Consider the following 20,346-nt stretch of genomic DNA (forward strand, 5'->3'; position numbering starts at 1 on the left):
TTTGGCCCAATAGGTGAGCGTGCGTCCGGCAAAAGGGCCACATATGTGAGCGGGCGTCGGGGATCACCCGGCGTCGGAACGCTCGCGCACCTTTGGGCCGAAAGTGGGGCACCCTCCTTCAGTTCATCATCTGCAGGAGGGTGCCGCCATTTGGCCGCATAGGTGAGGGGGCGTCTGGGAAAAGGACCGCGTAGCTGAGCGGGGATCGGAAGATCAGGGGTATTTCAGGGCGAACCCCTAGGCCGCGGCAGCGTCCCACAAGGGACAATGGAAACATGAAAACGCTGCTCAACATCATCTGGCTCGTCTTCGGCGGCTTCGTTCTGGCCTTGGGATATTTCATGGCCGGAATTGTCTGTTGCTTGATGATCGTCACCATCCCGTGGGGCATCGCGTCGTTCCGGATCGCCTCGTACGCACTGTGGCCGTTTGGTCGTATGGTCGTTGACAAGCCCGGGAGCGGGGGCATCTTTACACTCCTGGGCAACGTCATCTGGTTGCTGGTTGCGGGCATTTGGATCGCGGTCGCCCACGTGGCCACTGCATTCGCCATGGCCATCACCATCGTCGGGATTCCCTTGGCCATCGCCAACCTGAAGCTCATCCCGGTGTCGCTCATGCCGTTGGGAAAGCAGATCGTGCCGAGCAACAGTCCCTTCGTCAGCACCTACCGCTAGCCCCGTGGCCCTCCCTGCGTAAGGCGCCATGGTTTGTTCCGGAGTAGCGTAGGCGGTGTCTGCACTGCCTCCCTCGAAAGGAACAGTCCATGCCCGCCGCCAGGAACACTGTCGCCAAGAACATCGTCGCCACCCTCAAAGCCAACAACATCCAACGCGTCTACGGGATCCCCGGAGATTCGCTCAACGGGTTCACGGATGCCCTGAGGGAGGAAGACAGTATCCGCTGGGTCCATGTCAGGCACGAGGAAGCCGCGGCGTTGGCAGCAGCTGCAGAGGCGGGTCTCACTGATGAGCTGGCGGTGTGTGCAGGATCCTGCGGACCGGGCAACCTGCACCTGATCAACGGGCTCTACGATGCCAACAAGTCCAGGGTTCCCGTGCTGGCCATCGCCGCCCACATTCCCAGCGAAGAGATCGGCAGCCAGTACTTCCAGGAGACGCACCCCCAGGAGCTATTCCGGGAATGCAGCGTTTACGTCGAGCACGTCGCCCATGCCTCCCAGATGCCCAGGGTCTTGGAAATCGCCATGCGGACGGCGGTCGAGAAGCGGGGTGTCGCCGTCGTCGTGATTCCCGGCGATGTTGCCCTCGCGGAGGCGCGCAGCGAGCGGACCGCGGTGATCCGCGCCGCCCGGCCAGAGATCCGACCCAATAGCCGTGAGCTCGCGGAGGCAGCTGGCATGCTCAACGCGGCCAGCAAAGTCACCATCCTGGCCGGTGCCGGCGCCGCGGGTGCGCACGCTGAGGTCATGGCCCTCGCGGACGCGCTAGGGGCGCCGATCGTCCACGCGATGCGCGGCAAGGAACACCTGGAGTACAACAACCCGTTCGACGTCGGCATGACCGGGCTCCTGGGGTTCAGTTCCGGTTACCGCGCCATGGCGAGCTGCGAGGCCTTGCTCATGCTGGGCACCGACTTTCCGTACCAGCAGTTCTACCCGGAGAACGCCAAGATCATCCAAGTGGATATCCGGGGCGAGCAGCTCGGCAGGCGTACCCCGCTTGACCTTGGGCTCGTGGGCACGGTCAAGGATACGGCGGCCTCGCTCCTGCCCCTGATCGAACGCAAGTCGAAGCGCACCCACCTGAGCACCTCGCTCAAGCACTACGCCAAGTCGCGCGCTAAACTCGATGACCTCGCCTCTCCGGCGAAGGGCGGCCAGCCCCTCCATCCGCAGTTTGTGGGCAGGCTTGTGGACGAATTGGCAGCCCCGGATGCTGTTTTCACGTGCGACGTCGGGTCCCCCACCGTGTGGGCCGCCCGCTATCTAACCATGAACGGTCGGCGGAGGCTTCTTGGCTCGTTCAACCACGGAACCATGGCCAACGCTCTATCGCACGGAATTGGTGCGGCTGCCGCGTATCCCGGCCGCCAAGTGGTTGCCTTGGCCGGGGACGGCGGCCTGACCATGCTTCTCGGTGAGCTGATCACCTTGGTGCAGAACAAACTCCCCGTCAAAGTGGTGGTCTTCAACAACTCCTCACTGAACTTCGTGGAGCTCGAAATGAAGGCCGCGGGCTTCGTCAATTTCGGTACGGAACTGGAGAACCCGGACTTTGCGAAGCTCGCGGAATCGCTGGGCATCCGCGGGATCCGGGTGGACGACTCCTCCGGGCTGAAGGCGGGATTGGCGGAAGCTTTCGCCCACGACGGCCCGGCCCTGATCGATGTCCGAACAGCCCGGCAGGAATTGTCCATTCCGCCGGCGATCAGCGCTGAACAGGTCAAGGGCTTCACGCTCTACGCGATCCGGACCGTCCTCTCGGGCCGCGGCGACCAACTCATCGACCTCGCGAAGACCAACATCCGCCAGATTTTCTAGGCGAAACCGCTACCGCGCAGGGTTAGTTGTCACGGCTCCGCTGCGCAGATCGAAACTGAAGCTGCGCTCCAAGGCCGGTGCGCCGCCGTCGTACGCTACCGCGAAAGTCAGCTCAAGAGAGTCCCGCGCAAGATCCTCTTCGGTGACGGTGTACACGGGAGTGAAGTAGGGGGCTTCCGCGCCCGGCGCGAGGTCTGTGGGCGGGAAGTCGGAGGCGTTCGAGTGCGGTCCGAGGAGTACGACGCCGGTAGCGGGCTGGGTGCCCAGGTTGCGGGCGCGTCCGGTGAAGGCGAGGATGTCCCCGGCTTTGTAGCCTGGAATGATGGGGCCGTAGTTGAGGTCCTGGGCTTCGCGGGTACCGAGGACCTGGGCTTGCTCGGCGGAGTAGCCTTGGCCGACTTCCTTCCAGGTCTGCACGTCCCAATCGCCGTGGTTGTCCGGGGAGATGACGTGGAATTCTCCGGCGTTCCGCCATACCGTGGGTCGTCCGGGAGTGATGGAGCGCAGCTCCATGCGGAACTCGACGCCGGCGGGCTGGGACTCGGTGGCGCCTTGATCCGGCACGCGAAGTTGCTCCGTCAGCTGCTCCACCGGCACGGAAACGAAGACGATCTCGCGGTAGCCCTGCCGTTCGTACAGCACGCCGATGTTCCCGTCCGGAAGCCGGGCAGCCGTCGAGTACGCCGAGCTGCCCTCGCACAACAAGAGCTTGGCACGCCACGTGGCACCGTTGTCCGTGGACAGGCTGAGGACCGTGTTGCGGCGGAGCGAGGTGTCCTGGTTGTTGCTCGCCAGGAGCCAATTGTCGGTGGCCGGGTTGCTCAGGGACGTCACGCTCGGCATCCCGTCGAAGCGGACCAAGGAACCATTGTCGCTCGGGTCGGGGAGGTCCTCTACCCGTTCCAGCTCGCTCCACGTTTCGCCGCCGTCGTGGGAGGTCGCGGCCAGGCGTCGGGGCGTCGCGCGTGAATGCAGGAGGAGGCGGCCGTCGTCGAGGCACGCGACTTTGTTCTCGTTGGGGCCGATTCCTGCCGGGCCCTTCCCGATCAGTGAACCAAGCGTCCAGTTCTCGCCGTGGTCGTCGCTGTACGCGGAAGCTGCCAGGATTTCGCCCTCCACGAGCACCACGAATTGCTGCACCAAGCGCCCGGCAAACGGACCCGCATGCATCTGGATACCTTGGCCCGCAGCTGCGAAAATCCCGGTGATGCCGCGTTCGCCGCGGCCCAGCTTGAGCTGCTCGGTGAGCCGCCGGTGCTGCCAGGTGACGCCGTCGTCGTCGGAATAGCTGACATCGCAGTGCTGCACGTCGTCGTCCGGTTCCAGCCCGGCCACTGCCTCGAAGAAGCCCGCGTGCTTGCCTGCGGCGTGGAACATGAAGATCCGCCCGGTCTCGGCGTCTACCAGGAGGCTGGGGTCGCCGTAGCCGTTGAGCCCGGAACCGCAGCGAACCACCCGCTGCTCCTCCCAGGTACGGCCGCTGTCCGTGCTGCGGCGGAACAAGAGGTCGATCGGGTTGGGCAGGTCGTCAAGGTTCGGCCTGCCGTCATAGGCGGCGAGCACTGTTCCCGCCGAGGAGACGGCCAGTGCCGGGATGCGGTATTGCCGGTAGCCTCCCGCGCCGCGCACGGCCAGGACGTGCTCGACGTCGGGACGGGCTGGGGGGAGTGCGGCACCATTGCTTCGGACATGGGAGGTCATATGTCCATGATACGAGTCGTGCTGCGGGGACCGTGCAGCGCTGCTTGGGCTTATGGCGAACCTAAGGCGAAATGGTTGACGCCCTTTCGGCTTCATCAATCTGGACCAGTCTCGGTAGGGTGGCGCAGAAGGTCGTCTCGCCCGGCGAAGTTGCGATTTCAACCCTGCCATCAAGCGCCTTGATGTTCTCAAGGACGAGCGAGAGGCCGAGCCCGGTGCCGTCCCCACTTCGCGAGCTGTCCGACTTGAAGAAGCGATAGAAGACCTTCTCGACGTCCGCAGCGGGTATCCCATCCCCGTGATCGGTCACGGAGACACGGAGCTCCGGACCCATCGGACATGCGTCGACGACGATCGGCGGCAACCCGTGGCGCAAGGCGTTCGCGACTAGATTGGACACCACGAGATCGAACCTCCTTGGGTCTGTTTCGAGCAAAAGCCCCGCCGGCGAGTGGACCTCGATCCCGGAGCCGGGAAAACGGGCCTCCACCAAATCTCGAAGCCGCATTTTGACATCGAAAACATCCTTCGAGATGACGATGCTGTGGGAGTCAAAGCGGGAGATCTCCAGAAGATCCTCCGTAAGATTGGCCAGTCTCCTCGCCGAAGAGGAGATCAGCGTGCCCGCCTCGGCGCGCAAGGGCCCTGGGGCTTCCGCATGACCGAGCACATCGGCCAGCGCCACCATGGCGGCCGTTGGCGTCCGCAGTTCGTGCGAAACATCGGCCACGAACCGGCGCGCGCGCTCTTCGGAGTCCTTCAGCTCGGACACCGACCTGTGTAACTGCTCGGACATTTCATTGAAGCTTGTAATCACGCCATCCAGTTCGTCAACGGTGTTGGCCGGAAGCGTTGCCGGCTCGACGCCGGCGTCGAACTGCTCGATGGCCCTGCGGAGCTCCAGGACCGGTCGCGTGAGCTGCCGGGCGAGCAGCCAGCCGACGGCGGCCCCGGCAACGCCGATCATCGAGGACAAGACGATCGAAGTACTGCTCAGGGCCCTGATCTGATCGTCTTGCGCCGAGAACGGATAGACAGCGTAAACAAAAGCGTCGACAGTGCCCACCTCGGACCCTGCCCGGACCAGCGTGACAACTTTACGGGTGCCGACGACGAAGACCGATTGTCCTGCGACTGTTTCACGCGAGAAGTCCGGAGCCGTCCGGGCGTTGTGTTCTACACGCTCCCTGAAAGTGGCGGGAAGCTGGCGAGGATCCAAGGTACCGCCCGAAGCCTGACCGAGAGAGGGCAGTACGATGCCCATTCGACCGACATCGAGGCTGGACGAGGGAACGGAGGAGACCAGGCCATCCAGAACCTCCAGCGCGTTCCAGGGCTCCCCAGACACGGTTGCTTTCGATTTGATCCCTTGGACGTCCCTGGTGAACTCTGCGAGTGCAAGATTCTGCTGTGCCATAAGGATATTCGTGCTCGCGAACCACGTGATCAGCGATCCGGTCGACACCGCGGCCAGGATCGCTATCAATGCCAGGGTTCCGCCGAGGCGAACGCCCAGGGTCCGCGGCATGACGCTTCGTCGGTTCATGGCTGCCGGTCGAAGCGATAACCAAAACCGCGGATGGTCACGATGTGACGGGGTTGCGAGGCATCGTCCTCGATCTTTCCCCTGAGCCGCTGGATCGTGGCATCGACCATCCTGGACTCCAAGAGGTATTCGATACCCCATACAGTGCGGAGCAATTGCTCCCGGCTGAGGACAACGCCGGGCCGATCAGAGAATTGGAGGAACAGTCTCAACTCGGTGGGCGAGAGTGGCACGTCCTCGCCCCCCTTCGTGACCTTGAGTGCGGTCCGGTCGATCGAGAGCGAACCACTCGTCAGGACGTCGGTGGTACCCGGTCTGTTCGTGTCCGGGGTTGTCCGGCGAAGCACCGCTCTAATCCGGGTTTCCAGGAGCGCAGGTTCGACGGGCTTGACAACGTAATCATCCGCTCCGGCCTCCAAGCCCAGAATCACATCGGCGTCCTCGCCCCGTGCCGTCATCATGATGATGGGGAGCATGCTGTGCTCCCGGATCCGCCGGCACACTTCCAAGCCATCGATATCCGGAAGCATGAGATCGAGAATGAGCAGTTCGGGGGGATCCGAGCCCAGTGCGGTCTTTACCCCCTCTGAGCCGAGGCGAACGCCTGTCGCCCTGTGCCCGCGTTGGCCCAGTGCAAGCTGGAAGGCCGTGTTTATCTCAGTGTCGTCCTCGACGACGAGTATTCTGGCCAAGAGGACTACTCCTTAGTGAAATATGATGGCTGCGTCCGAACCGAACTGCCGGGGCTAGCTGCCGAAATCTCGGCGGGGACGAAGTGTCTTCCGTGCTGTGGATCCCCGTAACGTGGGGTGCGTACAGTCTATTTGGATTGATTCGGACTCGCGGCGGGTGCAGGGCAAACGGACCCCGGCCGGGTAGTGAGCTCAAAATGCCACATTTCATTCGCATAACTTTGACACAAGCCGTAACTGCTTCCGTGCTGAATTAGCCAGTCAGCGGCCGAAGTTGGCCCGACATCAATCGCCTTTCCTAATACATGCGACGACTTCTCTGGAGAAGAGACCCAATGGAGGGCTTCCTCTTTACTGCCGTAGTTGGTGATCGCCTCGTCAAGAAGCGATTGTTGGTATCGTTCGCTCCTCCATCCGGAAGTGATGACGATCGCAATGCCCTGGGACTTTGCGTCTGCGGAAGCACGGCGGAGCGCTTCGAGCAGCTGGGCATCAAGTTTGTCGATTCCGGGCAGGCCCGTCCCGGTGGCAGCCTGTCCCTCTGGCAGAACACCGTCAGAAGGTCCAACCGGGCCCGTCGTGGGGCTGGAAGTGGGACCGGAAATAGGGATAGGGCTCGAAGTGGACCTCGAAAATGGGGTTGAGGCGTGATCCGTGGCGACGTCCGCCGCCGAACAACCAGAGGTGAGTAGAAGGCAGGTCAGTGCGGCGAGGATCGTTTCTTGGGGTCGCAGGGCGTTCATGAACTCACGGTATGAATCAGATGTCCGGGCCTAGAGGCAGCAATGTAACCGCCGCGCTACAGCTCAGGGCAGAAGTGCCACTTGGCTGCCTTTTTACTGCGGGGCGCCCGCCAGAGCCGTGGTTGGTGGGATGTTCGAGGCCCGCGTCGCAGGATAGATCCCGGCAATGAGCCCGATGACCAAGGTACTCGCGATGGCGGATGCGATAGTCGAAGGCGGAATTGTTGGTGGCCACCCGTTGGCAGCGGAGATTGCAAAGAGGCTCGCGGTGCCGACTAATATTCCAGCTAGGCCTCCCAAGACGGAAAGTTGAAGAGCCTCGAGGAGGAATTGGAAACGGATGTGGGATCGGGTTGCGCCGAGTGCGCGGCGGAGACCGACTTCTTGACGACGTTCAATCACGGAAATGATCATCGTGTTCGCCACGCCAATACCCCCAATCAACAGGCTAATGCCGCCGAGTGCAAACAGAAGCCCATTGAAGGCCGCGTCAGTGGCGGTCTTTGCCGCCAGCGCCTCCGAAGGTCGGGACACTTCAACACCTAGCGGAGACTGGGGATTAATCGTTTTGGGAAGGCGATCTTTCACTTCCAGGACAGTGAAATCGGTGGAGCGCTCATATATTCGTGTGGGCCGCCCATCCCAGCCCAAGACATTTTTACCGTATTCTTGTCCGATCAATGCCGCCGTATCCAGTTCCGGGGCAAGCGGCAACGGTTCCAGAATCCCGGTCACTGTTATGTCTCTGCCGTCGAGAACGATCTGGCTTCCAGGGCTCACAATTCCCAGGCGCTCAGCGGCTCTTGCGCCCAAGACCGTGGTTGGATAGGCAGCTTCAGGCCCACTAGGCCAGTGCCCCGCCTTTAGGGTTGCGTTGAGCAATTCACCCAGACCGGCTGAGAAGGTCAAAACATCAATTCCCTCGCTCTGTAACGGATCGATGATCCTACTGCGGTAAACATGTTGGTCTGTGAGCAGGGAGACCTCTTTGGCGTCTAGAACGCCGTCGATACGTCGCGCTTTGGCGGCCGAACCGATAGGCAGTCCATCGGCATCAGCTGCCACAGATTTGCCCGGTTCAATCGTGAGTAGATTTGTTCCCAACTTAGCAAGCTGTTCGTTGAGCTTGGCTTGACTTGAACTTGAAATCCCGACGATCGTGAGCATCGATGCGATGCCAATCGCGATGCCCAGCGCGGAGAGGACGGTACGTAAGGGCTTGGCCATGAGGGAAGCCCCGCCGATGCGAATGAGATCGGCGAAAGTGACCTTCGATTTCGCCTCGCTAGTCGGACGAATCATTGTGGCGTTCCTTGTGTGTCTGCGAGGACTTTGCCGTCCTGGATGCTGACCCGTCGTGGCATTTGCGCGGCGAGTTCAGGATCGTGTGTGATGACAATCACGGTGGTGCCCTCGTTATGAAATTTGCGGAGAATCTCCATGACGGCCGCACCTGAGCTGCGATCCAGGTTGCCCGTGGGTTCATCAGCCAGCAGAATGCGAGGACGCGAGACCACGGCCCGCGCGATGGCAACCCGTTGGCGCTCTCCGCCGGAAAGTTGATGAGGGCGGTGCCCACGCCGGTGGCTGAGCCCAACCGCATCCAGAGCCTCTGCCGCACGGCGCCGTCTGGAGCTACGGTCAACACCGCAATACAACATGCCGTTAGCGACGTTCTCGAGCGCAGTCGCGCCGTCGAGCAGATGGAATTGCTGGAAAATGAAGCCGATGCGATGTGCTCTGAGCGCCGAGAGCTCATCATCGCTCATATCAGCGACTGCGCGTCCTTCGATTACGGCGCACCCGGAGGTCGGCCGGTCGAGAGTTCCCATGATGTTCAACAAGGTGGACTTCCCGGATCCGCTAGGGCCCGTGATTCCGACAAATTCACCTGCCGCGATGCTCAACGAAACGTGGTCAAGGGCTCGCGTCTCAGTGGGCCCATGATCCCGGCAGACCTGGTCAAGATGAATCTGCTGCCCCTTCATGATTGAGGCACCACGACGTCTTGCCCGTCTTCGAGCCCGGAACCGGTCACTTCAACAAAACCGCCGGCGAACAGGCCGGTTGTCACGGGAACCATGTCATTTGGTTTACCTTCATGTACTACTTCCACTCCGAGGTTCCCATCTCTCAGTGCGATCAAGGCCGCGGCCGGGACTGTAAGGACGTTCTCGCGCTTATCGGTGCTGACATCAATAGAGACCGGATACTCCTGGAGTTTCCCGGCGTCTTCCGTTGCGTCCAACACGATGGTGGCGGGGATTGTTGTGACGTCCTTCCCGTTTTCTTGGGTCGTTTTCGCCGCCCCCACTGCTGTGATCTTCCCCGGGGAAGACTTCCCCGGAAGATTGACGTGAACTGCGCGAGCAACGGTGGCAAGAGCTTGTTCGGCCGGTTTGAAGTTCACGCTCACCACTCTGTCCGGCGAAGTCACTTTCAGCACTGGCGTTCCAGCAGAGACCTGGGACCCGACTTGAACGGCATTCGCCGCGGCCCGAATCGGCCCGGGAGCGAACACAAAATCGCCAAACCCCAGCGATCGCGCGTCCGATAATCCTTTGTCCTTGCGCCACCCACTGATAGCTGCTCCGGTAGCAGCGGTGAAATTCTCGTCCGGGGTCCCGGAAAAATAACCCCAACCAGCTAGTGCCGTCTCGATCTGCTTAACATCGGCCCCGGGACCCATTCCAGGCTCGATTGTCCTCCATGCAGGAAGCAGGCCGGGGACAAGCACCACAGGATGGTCGTTGATCCGGTACAAAACCTCCCCGGGGGCAATCGTCAGCCCTTCAGGAGGAAGGGCTGTGACCGTCCCTTCGGCCCGGGACGCCAGATCCCGGGCAGGACCGTAGCCGAGCGTGCCGCGCACGGTGACTTTTTCCGCAAGCGTTTGCCGTGCCACTTTTGCCGTTTCCGTGGAAGCGCTGCTGGCCAATTTTGGGGTGCCCGATGACTCCCTTGGCCAGTTGTTCGCGATGGCTATCCCCGCCGTGGCCGTCACCAATACGGCTACGACAGCAATATGGACCCTGCGCGACCGCCAGAACCGGGACTTCGAATCTTCGACGGCGGGCGGCGCGTTCTCGCTTGGTACCGAGCCGTGCTTGGTGCCACTTCTCATTTTTTGGCAGCCTCTTTGTTCTTGGCCGCGATCTCCTCGCCCTTCTTGGCGGCCGCTTCCCCACAGGTGCTTTCGTCCTTGCGATCGACCTCATAGGGGGTGTTTGACCCCACAGCATCGCCAAGTTTCGGATCCTGAAGGGTGTAGCCCTTTTCGCGCAGGCACTTCGTCATTTGCAGTGCCAATTCGAGCATCTGCTCATCACTCATTTTCGGACCATCAGACCCAGGCAGAGGACCAACCTCGCCTGCGCATGCATCGCCCGCCTTCAGATACTCACTCTGTCGATCACCGAAATCGGGCTTTCCATCCTTCGGCAAGTCGAAACCTTTCTTGGCGAGACAAGAACGGTAAGCGAAGTCCCACTGGTCTCTGGTTTGCGCGGCGCCTGTGCTCTTGCCCGCCGTCTTATCAGCTCCCGAACCGGCTCCACTACTAGACGCCGGAGAGGGAGCCGAACAGGCCCCCAAGCCTAGACAGAGCAAACCTGCCAAGACGAACGTGAACCGCGCCTTACCCAGGCCGTGCATCCTAATGCTCATAACAATCAAATCCCTTCTGTTTTCGGTAAACGCATACCAGCGCCAATGCGAACCGATGGCCCTAGGCGATGACTGCCCGCGGGGCGTTTTCGCACCAGCCTCACCGGGAGAATGACGGTCCTCATGGCTGAAGTCCCTGGACATGTCCGCTAGCGAAGTAACGGACGCCTCGTCCATTCAGACGCTGACATTTCCCACACCTTCAAACTAGGGCGCCCCTGTAAGCCCCTTGGAACGGTGTTGTAACAGCCACGCACCAAAGAATCCCGAATGAATGGAGCGGCGGGAACTCCGGGAGGTGGGCCCGCGCAGCTCTGCTCGGGCTTATGGTTGCTGCCATGGGCGATCGAAATCCGGAAGTGGACACTTGGCTTCAGCGCTACGACAACCCGCACCGCGAATTGCTCGGTAGCATCAGGGAATTCATCCTCTCCCTGGACCCTAGATTGTCTGAGGCCATCAAATGGCAGGCGCCCACCTTCATCTACAAGGGGAACATCGCCTCGTTCTTTCCGCGATCAAAGAAGAACGTCACCCTGATGTTCCACCAGGGCGCGTCAATCGCTGATGAACTGGGCCTGCTGGAGGGCGACGGCGAGGTTTCCCGGGTCGCGCGGTTCGTGGACGACGCCGATTTCGAGGCAAAGAAACCGGCGCTTGAAGCTGTGGTTTTGGGCTGGATCAAGGACAAGGGCTAGCTGAGGGCTTAAGGGACGCGCGGGCCTGGCGGATACTCAGGGTTGCCGGAACGCACCCTCCCTCAACAGGGCCACAGCGACCCCGGCGTCAAGTTCGGCGGCGATCTCGACGTCGTCGGGGTACCCGGCACCGATCAGCTCCCGGCCGCTCGAACACTCTTGCAGAGCATCGCGGAGTCGGGGCTCGGAAGCATTGAAGACAGCCATCGCGGCCTCGGCCTCCGGAGAGAAACCTTCCTTGCCGTCTTCCGGGGTGAAGCCGCCCCGCCCCGCGGCCGCGAGTCCGGCGATGAAGGCGCCCGCCCCGATCTGATCCTCCACAGCGGGCCGGAGCGAACCGCCGGGCCAGCGCTCGCCGGCGGCGATCACCGCCACTACCGCGTCACGGGGTAGTTCGGCCGCCACCCAATCGGCCGTGGCGGCTGCGTTGCGCAGCGACACGGCCGCGATCAGCGGGACGTCCCGGCTGAGCTCGTAGGCAATCGACGATCCGTTGGGCGAAGGCAGCACCACGCGGCCCAGGGCCGGGGCGTCTCGCAGGCTCGACGGCGAGAGGCTCAGTCCACCGCCTCCCCTTGGACCGGCCAACAGGGCACCATGGTGGGCTGCGAAATCCTCGGCTCCGGCATCTTTCCATAGGTAGGGGTACACCATCGCCCCGCGGTCGACGGCGACACTGACACATGTGGTGAAGGAGAGGACGTCAACCACCACGGCGAGTTGGGCCCCGGACGCTACGGCACGGCCGCCGTCGAGCCCCCATTCAAACCTCACCGCGAACGGAAGCTGCCGGTGTACCGCCGCCGCTGTGGTCATGAAAGTTCGGCCGCCAGGTTGCGGCGCGCGGCATCCAGCCAGAGACCCTTGGCTCGTTCGCTGTGGAAGAGCGGATCCAGGGCAAGCAATTGCCTGACCACCGAGGCCCTGCCTGCGGCAAAGTCGGCGTCACTGACGTGGGCGTAGTCCTGGCGGACGGCGCTGAGGTAGCGGGCATATGCGGCGGGTTCTGCGCCGAGGATGGAGAGATCGGCGTCGCACAGGAGCGCGCCGGCGTGATCTCCTGGTTCGGGGCTGTGCGTGGAAGTCAGCCTGACGAGCCGGGCGACCTCGTCAACCACTGCCTTCGGAAGGCCTGCTATGGCGAGCCGGTCCTCGGCCAACGTGGCCGATTGTTCTTCGTCGTGCCCCGCGATTCCCTCATAGACGGCGTCGTGGAACCATGCGGCGAGGGTTACCGGGCGCGGGGTGAGCGCGGGCCCGGTGAGGAGGTCCAAAGCTTCGAGGACGGCCAACAAATGCGTGCGGCTGTGATACTTCCGGTGCCCTTCGCCCCAGCGTTCCAGGAGCTCGAAACCCAGCTCCTCATGCCCCGGAAGCGTTGAATTCCAGCGCTCCAGAAGGGGTACCGTGAGGGCTTTGCTCCGTTCGCGGGCAGGGATCCGCAAACCGCTCGCGATCAGCTTGCGGACCAAGATGCGGGCCTCCACGGGTATGGCGCCGGCGGACAGGAGGTCCTGGTAGCGGCGCTCCGGGACGTCGTAGTGGTCGCCGTCGAAGGCCCGCTCCGGAATCCCCGCGGCCTCGGCGAAGGCGTGCAGCTCCTCAATCGAAGTGTCCGAGACGAGGTGGGAGAACACGGTCCCGTGCGCGGGCCACAGCGGCGGATCGAGGTATACAGCCATGGCCTGGGTCCGAGGGTTACGAGTTCTTCTGGGTGACTGCCGTCCTGAGGGAGGCCAGGCCTTTTTCGAAGTCGCCGCCCACCATTTTGTCCATATTCATGAACAAGGCGAAGACTTTGCCGAGTCCCTTGTTTTCGCCGGTCATTGTCCAAGTGACACGGGTCCCGTCGCCCTCCGGCACAAACGTGAACGCAGTCGGGTTGATGGCTTTCATCGGTTTGGTGAACTCCAGGCGGATGTCGATCTTGCCGGGTTCCTGCGAACCGACGATTTCCATGGTGCCCGTGCCCGCCTTGTTGTTGCCGCTCCACGCGTACTTTGCTCCGACGCCGGATTCGTTGCCCGAGTAGCTGCGGCTCAGCTTGGGGTCAACCGCCTCCCACGGGGACCATTTGGTCCATTCGTGGAAGCTGTTGACGAAGGGGAAAATGTCGGCGGGGGCAGCGGGGATCAGTGCATTGCGGGTGACTGTGAAGGGTGCCATGTGCATATCGTACGGCGGTTTGTCGAAGTCAGTGCGCTGCGTGCTATAGACAGCAGTTTCGCCGTAGGCAAACATGGACCGGGAGGGTCGCTTACTCAAAGTTGAGCATAGTAGACTCAACTTTGAGTAATCGTCATCTTCCCGAAAGGAGCTCTTCCATGGACGTTAAGTTCACCACCAAGAGTCAGGAGGCTCTTTCCGCGGCGGCCATGAACGCGTCAACGGCCGGAAACCCGCAGCTGGAACCTGCCCACTTGCTCAAGGCACTCATGGACCAGCGCGAGGGCGTCGCCGTCGCGCTCTTGCGCGCCACCGGCACGGACCCGGATGCCGTGAGCGTGCAGGCGAGCTCAGCGATCAAGGCGCTGCCGTCGTCGTCGGGCAGTTCCGTGCAGCAAGCGCAGCTTTCCCGCCCCTCCATGCAGGCCATTCAGGCTGCCCAAAACGAGGCCGAGAAGCTCGGCGATTCTTTTGTCTCCACCGAGCACCTCCTCTTGGGACTCTCCGCCGGGAGCGACGCCGTAGGAAAGTTACTGCGCGACGCCGGTGCCTCCCATGAAGCGCTTCTCGCCGCCTTGCCGGGCGTCCGTGGCGACCGGAAAGTCACGTCCCAGGATCCGGAGAACACCTTCCAGGCACTGGAGAAATACGGCACCGACCTCACAGCCGTTGCGCGCTCGGGCAAGCTGGATCCCGTGATCGGTCGGGACAGCGAAATCCGGCGGGTCATCCAAGTCTTGAGCCGCCGCACCAAGAACAACCCGGTGCTGATCGGCGAGCCCGGTGTTGGTAAGACCGCCGTGGTGGAAGGCCTCGCCCAGCGCATGGTGGCAGGTGACGTCCCCGAAAGCCTCCGGGGGAAGACCCTGATTGCCTTGGACCTCGCGTCCATGGTGGCCGGAGCCAAATACCGCGGTGAATTCGAGGAACGCCTCAAGGCAGTGCTGGAGGAGATCAAGAACTCCAACGGGCAAATCGTCACCTTCATCGACGAGATCCACACCGTCGTGGGCGCCGGCGCTACTGGTGAGAGCGCCATGGACGCGGGCAATATGCTCAAACCCATGCTTGCCCGTGGTGAACTCCGCCTGATCGGTGCCACCACCCTGGACGAGTACCGCGAAAACATCGAGAAGGACCCTGCCCTGGAACGCCGCTTCCAGCAGGTATACGTGGGGGAGCCCAGCGTCGAGGACACTATCGGTATCCTCCGCGGCCTCAAGGAACGCTACGAGGCACATCACAAAGTGGCTATCGCGGACTCCGCCCTGGTTGCTGCGGCCACGCTCTCCAACCGCTATATTTCGGGCCGCCAGCTGCCGGACAAAGCGATTGACCTCGTGGACGAATCCGCGTCCAGGCTCCGGATGGAGATCGACTCCGCTCCCGAGGAAATAGACCAGCTTCGCCGTGCCGTGGACCGGCTCACCATGGAGGAGCTGGCCCTCGATCGAGAGACCGACGCCGCTTCGGTGGAACGCCTTGCCGCCCTCCGAGCGGACAAGGCGGACAAGAAGGAAGCTCTGGCAGCGCTGAACGCCCGTTGGGAAGCTGAGAAGGCCGGACTGAACCGCGTTGGTGACCTCAAGGCGAAAATCGACGAACTTCGCTCCGCGGCCGAAAAGTACCAGCGCGAAGGCGACCTTGAAGCCGCCTCCCGCATCCTCTATGGCGAACTGCCGGCCCTGGAGCGCGAGCTGAACGCAGCGGCCGAGGAAGAATCCGCCCGGGAAGCAAGGGGGGAAGCGAAGCCTGCCCTCATGGTGGCGGAAGAGGTAACAGCGGACGATATCGCCGAGGTTATTTCGGCCTGGACGGGCATCCCCGCCGGGCGCATGCTGCAGGCGGAATCCCAGAAGCTGCTGCATATGGAAGAAGAGCTGGGTAAGCGGCTGATCGGTCAAGCCCAGGCCGTGGCCGCCGTTTCCGACGCCGTCCGCCGTGCCCGCGCGGGCATCAGCGACCCCAATCGCCCTACGGGTTCGTTCCTGTTCCTGGGCCCCACCGGCGTCGGCAAAACCGAGCTCGCCAAAGCACTTGCTGACTTCCTGTTCGACGACGAGCGCGCCATGGTGCGGATCGATATGTCCGAATACGGGGAAAAGCACTCGGTGGCCCGTTTGGTCGGTGCCCCTCCCGGATACGTGGGCTACGAGGAAGGCGGCCAGCTTACCGAAGCGGTCCGCCGCCGTCCGTACTCCGTGATCCTGCTCGACGAAGTGGAAAAGGCGCACCCCGAGGTGTTCGACATCCTCCTGCAAGTGCTCGACGACGGCCGGCTCACCGACGGCCAAGGCCGGACGGTGGACTTCAGGAACACCATCCTGGTGTTGACCTCCAACTCTGGCAGCCAGTTCCTCGTGGATCCAACTTTGGACGCGGCGGCTAAACGGGATGCGGTCATGGCCGTGGTCAACGCTTCCTTCAAGCCCGAGTTCCTTAACCGGCTCGATGAAATTGTGCTTTTCGATCCGCTCAGCGTGGAGGAGCTCGCCAAGATCGTTGAACTACAGGTGGCCGAGCTGACCAAGCGCCTGCGCGACCGCCGGCTCACTCTCGAGGTCAGCGACGGCGCCCGGGCTTGGCTCGCGATGTCCGGCTATGACCCTGCCTACGGGGCACGTCCGTTGCGCAGGCTGGTCCAGCGCGAGATCGGTGACCGCTTGGCCAAGGAGATCCTTGCCGGGCATATAGCGGACGGTGACACGGTTTTCGTGGATACCGCCGCCGACGTCGATGAACTCACCATTGCGGGGCTTGAAGCGTTGTCAGTTCCTGGCGGCGGAGCCCCGGCGGGCAGCGGGCTCAAGGTGCGGCGGAAGAACTAGCTGGGGCTGGCGGGGCTACTTCTGGAGGATGGATTCCTTGAGCGTGTTTCCAGAGTTCACAACGATGAAGCAGTCCACGCGGCGATCACCGTTGTCCCAGCTGGAGGCGCTCGGGTAGACATTCTGCTGTAGGAGTGTGTACTTCGTGGAGGCCTCGTTGAACATCACGTTACGGCAGATTTCGCGCCCCTTGTCACGGAGGGCAGTAGCGCCGGGGAAGGTGTCGTCCGCTTTGTACCGGAAAATTGCGCCCAGCTGGGCGGAATGGTCGGTGGTGCAGTCCACAACCCTGGACTTGGTGGCGTTGGAGTCGAAATCCGCGAAGCAATCGCCCAGCTGGTAGTCCTTCGCCTCCACGTCCGCCGGAAGGGGGCCGCGGCTGGTGGACGTGACGGGTTCGGGAGTGGCGGTGGCCACAGGCCGGTTGGCGAGCGCGCCCACGAGGATCCAGATCACCACGCCGATGAGGATCAACACGGCCAGTACAATGCCGCCAATGATGAGTCGCTGCCGTGTCATGACGTCAAGGGCGGTTCGCAGCGGGGAGCCTTTTTCGGCGGGAACAGTGCTCCCCGGCTCGAGGCCGTCAGGTGCGCCATTCTCCGGGTCGATGCCCGACGCCGCCGGATCCTCGGCCCCTGAAGCAAGGTCTACCGGCGACTCATCGTCGCCTGTACCGTTGTTGCCCGGGAAGGTGTTGTCCTGGCCCATGTCCGAATTTGCGCCTCTCATGCGTGTGGCCCGATATTAGGGCGACTCTACCCAAGTTTTCCATGCCGGCGAATGATGATATGGCCAGCTGGGACTGTGACGCGGCTTTTACGAACGTCGTGGCAAGCAGTCGCTCCAGAAAGCATGTAATCTAGACATACGACAAATTGACCAAACATTCCGGGGCCTCACCGATAGCCAAGGTGACCACCTCCGGTCCAAGTACAAAAGGGGGTCACGCCATGGGGCGCGGCCGTCAAAAGGCAAAAGCTACCAAGCAGGCTCGGGACATCAAGTACTACTCCCCGAACACTGACTATTCAGCCCTTCAGCGCGAGCTCACAGGGCCATCAAGTCGTGCGACGAGCCGATTCGCGGACGATCCGCCGGAGCCGGACTACTCGGCTTACGAGGACAAGTACGCGCAGGACTTGGAAGACGATGACGACGAGGTAGACACCCGCCGTATCGGATAGCTGTCGCAACGATCAGGTGCCTTTCGGCATCGAGTTGCGTACCGCCGTCGTACACGAGGTCATGTGGCGTCCCCGGATGCCACTCATAACGATTTGGCCCGTAGGGCTCGCCATGATTGGCGTGCCCTACGGGCCTTTTTCGTTCCCCTTTTTGCCGGACCAAGGTGTTTTCCGGGGTTATAGGAAAAACGTGTGTAAATCGCGGGACCTGCACCTTCGGCGAAGAGAATGATCCAGCAGTATCCGACGAGGTCCATGGATCCTGCGGTTCTGTAGTCGTTGATAGTGCGCTCTCGAAAGCTGTTGACAGTATGCGTTAGTGACGACTAACGTATTAATTATGCTCGACCCACTGGAAGTTGCCGCGGAGCCGAATAGGCGGCGTCTGTTGCACCTGCTTGTGGTGGGCGAGCGCACTGTGACGGAGCTGGCAGCCGAATTCACCGTGAGCAGATCCGCCATCTCGCAGCACTTGTTGCTGCTGGAGGAGGTAGGCCTCGTTGCCGCCCGCAAAGAAGGTCGCAACCGCTTCTACCGCTTGGACAACGTCGGCATGAGAGAACTCCGGATGCTTTTTGAGCAGTTCTGGACCGCGGAGCTGGACATGCTCCTCGCTGACGCACAAAACTTCACCACCGACCGCCCTCAAACAACAGAGGAATCATCATGATTTACGACAAGACCGTTCTTCTTCCCCTCAACGTCGACCAGGCGTTCGAACTCATCACGCAGCCTGCACGCCTCCGCCGCTGGCAGACCGTTGCCGCACGCGTCGACCTGAAGGTCGGCGGCGAGTACCGCTGGACCGTCACTCCTGGCCACCACGCAGCCGGAACCTTCACCGAAATCGAACCGGGCAAGCGCGTGGTCTTCACCTGGGCCTGGGAGCAGCCGGAGGCCCCGGCGGACAACGTCTCCACCGTAGCCATCACCCTTGAGCCAGCCGACGGCGGGACCACGGTGCGCTTCGTGCACGAAGGCCTTCCGACGCCGGAAGCCCTCGCAGCCCACTCCGAGGGCTGGAACCACTACCTCGACCGTCTCCTCGCCGAGGCCTCCACGGGCGACGCAGGTGCCGACGAATGGGCCGCTGCCCCTGCCGATCTCAACGAGCTCACCTCTGCGGACGCCACGCTTGCCATCGTGCAGCGGGTGCTGGCGCACGTCACCGCAGCCGACGCGCAGACCCAGACTCCGTGCGCCGATTTCAACGTGTCGCAGTTGCTTGACCACCTTGCGGGATCGATTGGCGGCATCGCAAGGGCCCTGGGTGCCGAGGTAGCCGACGACGCCGGAAAGTCGCCTGAGGTGCGCATCGCCGACCTCGCCCAGCCCACGCTGGAGGCTTTCTACCGCCGCGGCCTCGAAGGCACCATCGACATGGGCTTCGCCGAATTGCCGGCCACGATGGTGGCCTCCATCCTCAACCTCGAGTTCCTCGTCCACGCTTGGGACTTCGCCAAGGCCCTGGGCCTCGAAGTGTCGGTGGCGGATGAGCTCACCGATTACGTCGAGGTCCTCGCGCAGAACACGATCAGCGAGCAGGTCCGCTCAAGCGGCAGCTTCGCCCCGGCCCAGGAAGTCGCCGAGACGGCATCCAGCCTGGAGCGCCTGGTCGCTTTCACGGGCCGGACTGTTCACGCATAAGGGTTCCGGCGCCGCTCTAAAGGGGATCCATCCGCGCTGGCTGTTGTCAGTGTCGGACCCTCGTACTACTTTGAACGTGGTATCCGCTGGCGTAAGCCCGCTACTCAACGAAGGGATAGCAATGCCGCAGGTTGATAGCTACAAGCAGGGAACTCCGTGTTGGGTGGACCTGTCGTCGTCGGACATTGAGGCTTCCAAGGCCTTCTATGGTGATCTGTTCGGCTGGGAACTGGATGCGATGGATGCTGGCAACGGTATGACCTACTACATGGCCAAGCTGCAGGACCGCTATGTAGCGGGCATGATGCAGCAAATGCCGGACATGGCTGCGGCAGGAGCACCGTCCTACTGGGCCAACTACCTCGCCGTCGATTCCGTCGACGAGGCAGCTGAACGCGCGACGGCGGCGGGTGGCAACATCCTGTTCCCGCCGGACAGCGTCCCCAACGGGAGCGGCCGCATGTTCTTTGCCGCTGATCCCACGGGTGCCCAGATTGGTTTCTGGGAGGCCGGAAGCCACCACGGTGCCGGGTTGGTCAATGAACCGGGCACGGTGCTCTGGAACGAGCTGCAGACAAACGAGGTCCCCAAGGCCGTGGCTTTCTATGAATCCGTGACGGGATGCTCCAGCGAAACCGCAGCAGCCGGCGATCTGCAGGAATACACCCAATTGTTGGTGGACGGGAAGTCCGTGGCCGGCGCCATGAAGCAGCCCATGGAGGGCATGCCGCCGTTCTGGATGACATACTTCAATGTTGCGAACGTGGACGAATCCGTGGCGAAGGCCGTGGAACTCGGGGCCCAGGTCTTCGCGCCTGCCTTCGATGTCCCCGGGGTCGGCCGCATGGCAGTTCTCGGCGACCCCGCCGGGGCAGCCTTCAGCGTGATGGCCGGCGAAAGCTCTTAAATAAATCGAGTGCCCACCCAACTGCCGGATCGGCAATTGGGTGGGCACTCGTTTGCGTTAAG

The 20,346-nt window shown here is 62.4% G+C and carries 20 protein-coding genes; 8 read left to right on the forward strand and 12 right to left on the reverse strand.

The window, feature by feature from the left end; translation table 11 throughout:
- The first annotated feature begins 275 nt into the window (after nucleotides 1–275).
- Both ABD884_RS00580 and poxB read left to right on the forward strand, forming a co-directional pair.
- The gene (locus ABD884_RS00580) at nucleotides 276–677 is read left to right on the forward strand and encodes a YccF domain-containing protein (protein ID WP_345033527.1); all 402 of its coding nucleotides are present in this window, start codon (nucleotides 276–278) and stop codon (nucleotides 675–677) included.
- A gap of 89 nt (nucleotides 678–766) precedes the next feature.
- Nucleotides 767–2,503: a ubiquinone-dependent pyruvate dehydrogenase gene (poxB, locus tag ABD884_RS00585; protein ID WP_345033529.1), complete on the forward strand. Its 1,737-nt coding sequence runs from the start codon at nucleotides 767–769 to the stop codon at nucleotides 2,501–2,503.
- 9 nt (nucleotides 2,504–2,512) lie between these two features.
- Here the strand turns inward: poxB and ABD884_RS00590 are convergent, their stop codons facing one another.
- The 8 genes from ABD884_RS00590 to ABD884_RS00625 form a co-directional block, all read right to left on the reverse strand.
- Nucleotides 2,513–4,204 (reverse strand): sialidase family protein, encoded by a 1,692-nt coding sequence (locus ABD884_RS00590; protein ID WP_345033534.1) that lies wholly within the window; start codon nucleotides 4,202–4,204, stop codon nucleotides 2,513–2,515.
- 61 nt (nucleotides 4,205–4,265) lie between these two features.
- Nucleotides 4,266–5,750, reverse strand: coding sequence for a sensor histidine kinase (locus ABD884_RS00595; RefSeq protein WP_345033540.1), 1,485 nt, complete (start codon nucleotides 5,748–5,750; stop codon nucleotides 4,266–4,268).
- On the reverse strand, nucleotides 5,747–6,442 hold the full coding sequence (locus tag ABD884_RS00600; protein ID WP_345033545.1) for a response regulator: 696 nt from the start codon (nucleotides 6,440–6,442) through the stop codon (nucleotides 5,747–5,749). Before ABD884_RS00600 ends, ABD884_RS00595 begins: the two co-directional genes overlap by 4 nt.
- A 128-nt stretch (nucleotides 6,443–6,570) precedes the next feature.
- On the reverse strand, nucleotides 6,571–7,185 hold the full coding sequence (locus tag ABD884_RS00605) for a M15 family metallopeptidase (RefSeq protein ID WP_345033553.1): 615 nt from the start codon (nucleotides 7,183–7,185) through the stop codon (nucleotides 6,571–6,573).
- A gap of 93 nt (nucleotides 7,186–7,278) precedes the next feature.
- Nucleotides 7,279–8,487 (reverse strand): ABC transporter permease, encoded by a 1,209-nt coding sequence (locus ABD884_RS00610; protein WP_345033561.1) that lies wholly within the window; start codon nucleotides 8,485–8,487, stop codon nucleotides 7,279–7,281.
- Nucleotides 8,484–9,173 (reverse strand): ABC transporter ATP-binding protein, encoded by a 690-nt coding sequence (locus ABD884_RS00615; RefSeq protein WP_345033566.1) that lies wholly within the window; start codon nucleotides 9,171–9,173, stop codon nucleotides 8,484–8,486. Before ABD884_RS00615 ends, ABD884_RS00610 begins: the two co-directional genes overlap by 4 nt.
- Nucleotides 9,170–10,309 carry a peptidoglycan-binding protein gene (locus ABD884_RS00620; protein ID WP_345033570.1) on the reverse strand — a complete coding sequence of 380 codons (1,140 nt, stop codon included), beginning with the start codon at nucleotides 10,307–10,309 and terminating at the stop codon, nucleotides 9,170–9,172. The genes ABD884_RS00615 and ABD884_RS00620 overlap by 4 nt, the downstream gene beginning before the upstream one ends.
- Nucleotides 10,306–10,860 (reverse strand): hypothetical protein, encoded by a 555-nt coding sequence (locus tag ABD884_RS00625; protein ID WP_345033572.1) that lies wholly within the window; start codon nucleotides 10,858–10,860, stop codon nucleotides 10,306–10,308. The genes ABD884_RS00620 and ABD884_RS00625 overlap by 4 nt, the downstream gene beginning before the upstream one ends.
- Before the next feature lie 329 nt (nucleotides 10,861–11,189).
- On the opposite strand from ABD884_RS00625, the gene ABD884_RS00630 reads away from it, so the two are divergent.
- The gene (locus ABD884_RS00630; protein ID WP_345033578.1) at nucleotides 11,190–11,549 is read left to right on the forward strand and encodes a DUF1801 domain-containing protein; all 360 of its coding nucleotides are present in this window, start codon (nucleotides 11,190–11,192) and stop codon (nucleotides 11,547–11,549) included.
- A 36-nt stretch (nucleotides 11,550–11,585) separates the two neighbouring features.
- Here ABD884_RS00630 and ABD884_RS00635 read toward each other — a convergent pair whose 3' ends face one another.
- Genes ABD884_RS00635 through ABD884_RS00645 form a run of 3 tightly spaced genes read right to left on the reverse strand, consistent with a single transcriptional unit; the run spans nucleotide 11,586 to nucleotide 13,715 of the window.
- Nucleotides 11,586–12,365 carry a 2-phosphosulfolactate phosphatase gene (locus tag ABD884_RS00635; protein ID WP_345033582.1) on the reverse strand — a complete coding sequence of 260 codons (780 nt, stop codon included), beginning with the start codon at nucleotides 12,363–12,365 and terminating at the stop codon, nucleotides 11,586–11,588.
- Nucleotides 12,362–13,231, reverse strand: a complete 870-nt coding sequence (locus ABD884_RS00640) for a DUF4031 domain-containing protein (protein WP_345033591.1) — start codon at nucleotides 13,229–13,231, stop codon at nucleotides 12,362–12,364. Before ABD884_RS00640 ends, ABD884_RS00635 begins: the two co-directional genes overlap by 4 nt.
- A gap of 16 nt (nucleotides 13,232–13,247) precedes the next feature.
- Nucleotides 13,248–13,715, reverse strand: a complete 468-nt coding sequence (locus ABD884_RS00645; RefSeq protein WP_345033599.1) for an SRPBCC family protein — start codon at nucleotides 13,713–13,715, stop codon at nucleotides 13,248–13,250.
- Between the two features lie 158 nt (nucleotides 13,716–13,873).
- Here ABD884_RS00645 and clpB point away from each other — a divergent pair, with 158 nt between their 5' ends.
- Nucleotides 13,874–16,543, forward strand: coding sequence for an ATP-dependent chaperone ClpB (clpB, locus tag ABD884_RS00650; protein WP_345033610.1), 2,670 nt, complete (start codon nucleotides 13,874–13,876; stop codon nucleotides 16,541–16,543).
- Nucleotides 16,544–16,558: 15 nt separating this feature from the next.
- On the opposite strand, the gene ABD884_RS00655 is transcribed toward clpB, so the two are convergent.
- Nucleotides 16,559–17,275 carry a septum formation family protein gene (locus ABD884_RS00655; protein WP_345033621.1) on the reverse strand — a complete coding sequence of 239 codons (717 nt, stop codon included), beginning with the start codon at nucleotides 17,273–17,275 and terminating at the stop codon, nucleotides 16,559–16,561.
- A 221-nt stretch (nucleotides 17,276–17,496) separates the two neighbouring features.
- On the opposite strand from ABD884_RS00655, the gene ABD884_RS00660 reads away from it, so the two are divergent.
- From ABD884_RS00660 to ABD884_RS00675, 4 genes are all read left to right on the forward strand, one after another.
- Nucleotides 17,497–17,730 carry a DUF3073 domain-containing protein gene (locus tag ABD884_RS00660; protein WP_028265518.1) on the forward strand — a complete coding sequence of 78 codons (234 nt, stop codon included), beginning with the start codon at nucleotides 17,497–17,499 and terminating at the stop codon, nucleotides 17,728–17,730.
- Between the two features lie 319 nt (nucleotides 17,731–18,049).
- Complete coding sequence (locus ABD884_RS00665; protein ID WP_345033639.1) at nucleotides 18,050–18,400, forward strand: ArsR/SmtB family transcription factor; 351 nt, start codon at nucleotides 18,050–18,052, stop codon at nucleotides 18,398–18,400.
- Nucleotides 18,397–19,377 (forward strand): TIGR03086 family metal-binding protein, encoded by a 981-nt coding sequence (locus ABD884_RS00670; protein ID WP_345033646.1) that lies wholly within the window; start codon nucleotides 18,397–18,399, stop codon nucleotides 19,375–19,377. The genes ABD884_RS00665 and ABD884_RS00670 overlap by 4 nt, the downstream gene beginning before the upstream one ends.
- 121 nt (nucleotides 19,378–19,498) lie before the next feature.
- Nucleotides 19,499–20,284: a VOC family protein gene (locus ABD884_RS00675; protein WP_345033659.1), complete on the forward strand. Its 786-nt coding sequence runs from the start codon at nucleotides 19,499–19,501 to the stop codon at nucleotides 20,282–20,284.
- The last annotated feature ends 62 nt before the right edge of the window (nucleotides 20,285–20,346 follow it).

It is taken from the genome of Arthrobacter methylotrophus (assembly GCF_039539965.1).
Taxonomy (GTDB): domain Bacteria; phylum Actinomycetota; class Actinomycetes; order Actinomycetales; family Micrococcaceae; genus Arthrobacter; species Arthrobacter methylotrophus.

Excerpts from the sequence above, each read along its gene's own strand:
- ABD884_RS00580 (WP_345033527.1), top strand. The coding sequence starts at position 276 with ATGAAAACGCTGCTCAACATCATCTGGCTCGTCTTCGGCGGCTTCGTT.
- poxB (WP_345033529.1), top strand. The coding sequence starts at position 767 with ATGCCCGCCGCCAGGAACACTGTCGCCAAGAACATCGTCGCCACCCTC.
- ABD884_RS00590 (WP_345033534.1), bottom strand. The coding sequence starts at position 4,204 with ATGACCTCCCATGTCCGAAGCAATGGTGCCGCACTCCCCCCAGCCCGT.
- ABD884_RS00595 (WP_345033540.1), bottom strand. The coding sequence starts at position 5,750 with ATGAACCGACGAAGCGTCATGCCGCGGACCCTGGGCGTTCGCCTCGGC.
- ABD884_RS00605 (WP_345033553.1), bottom strand. The coding sequence starts at position 7,185 with ATGAACGCCCTGCGACCCCAAGAAACGATCCTCGCCGCACTGACCTGC.
- ABD884_RS00610 (WP_345033561.1), bottom strand. The coding sequence starts at position 8,487 with ATGATTCGTCCGACTAGCGAGGCGAAATCGAAGGTCACTTTCGCCGAT.
- ABD884_RS00615 (WP_345033566.1), bottom strand. The coding sequence starts at position 9,173 with ATGAAGGGGCAGCAGATTCATCTTGACCAGGTCTGCCGGGATCATGGG.
- ABD884_RS00620 (WP_345033570.1), bottom strand. The coding sequence starts at position 10,309 with ATGAGAAGTGGCACCAAGCACGGCTCGGTACCAAGCGAGAACGCGCCG.
- ABD884_RS00630 (WP_345033578.1), top strand. The coding sequence starts at position 11,190 with ATGGGCGATCGAAATCCGGAAGTGGACACTTGGCTTCAGCGCTACGAC.
- ABD884_RS00635 (WP_345033582.1), bottom strand. The coding sequence starts at position 12,365 with ATGACCACAGCGGCGGCGGTACACCGGCAGCTTCCGTTCGCGGTGAGG.
- ABD884_RS00640 (WP_345033591.1), bottom strand. The coding sequence starts at position 13,231 with ATGGCTGTATACCTCGATCCGCCGCTGTGGCCCGCGCACGGGACCGTG.
- ABD884_RS00645 (WP_345033599.1), bottom strand. The coding sequence starts at position 13,715 with ATGGCACCCTTCACAGTCACCCGCAATGCACTGATCCCCGCTGCCCCC.
- clpB (WP_345033610.1), top strand. The coding sequence starts at position 13,874 with ATGGACGTTAAGTTCACCACCAAGAGTCAGGAGGCTCTTTCCGCGGCG.
- ABD884_RS00655 (WP_345033621.1), bottom strand. The coding sequence starts at position 17,275 with ATGAGAGGCGCAAATTCGGACATGGGCCAGGACAACACCTTCCCGGGC.
- ABD884_RS00660 (WP_028265518.1), top strand. The coding sequence starts at position 17,497 with ATGGGGCGCGGCCGTCAAAAGGCAAAAGCTACCAAGCAGGCTCGGGAC.
- ABD884_RS00670 (WP_345033646.1), top strand. The coding sequence starts at position 18,397 with ATGATTTACGACAAGACCGTTCTTCTTCCCCTCAACGTCGACCAGGCG.
- ABD884_RS00675 (WP_345033659.1), top strand. The coding sequence starts at position 19,499 with ATGCCGCAGGTTGATAGCTACAAGCAGGGAACTCCGTGTTGGGTGGAC.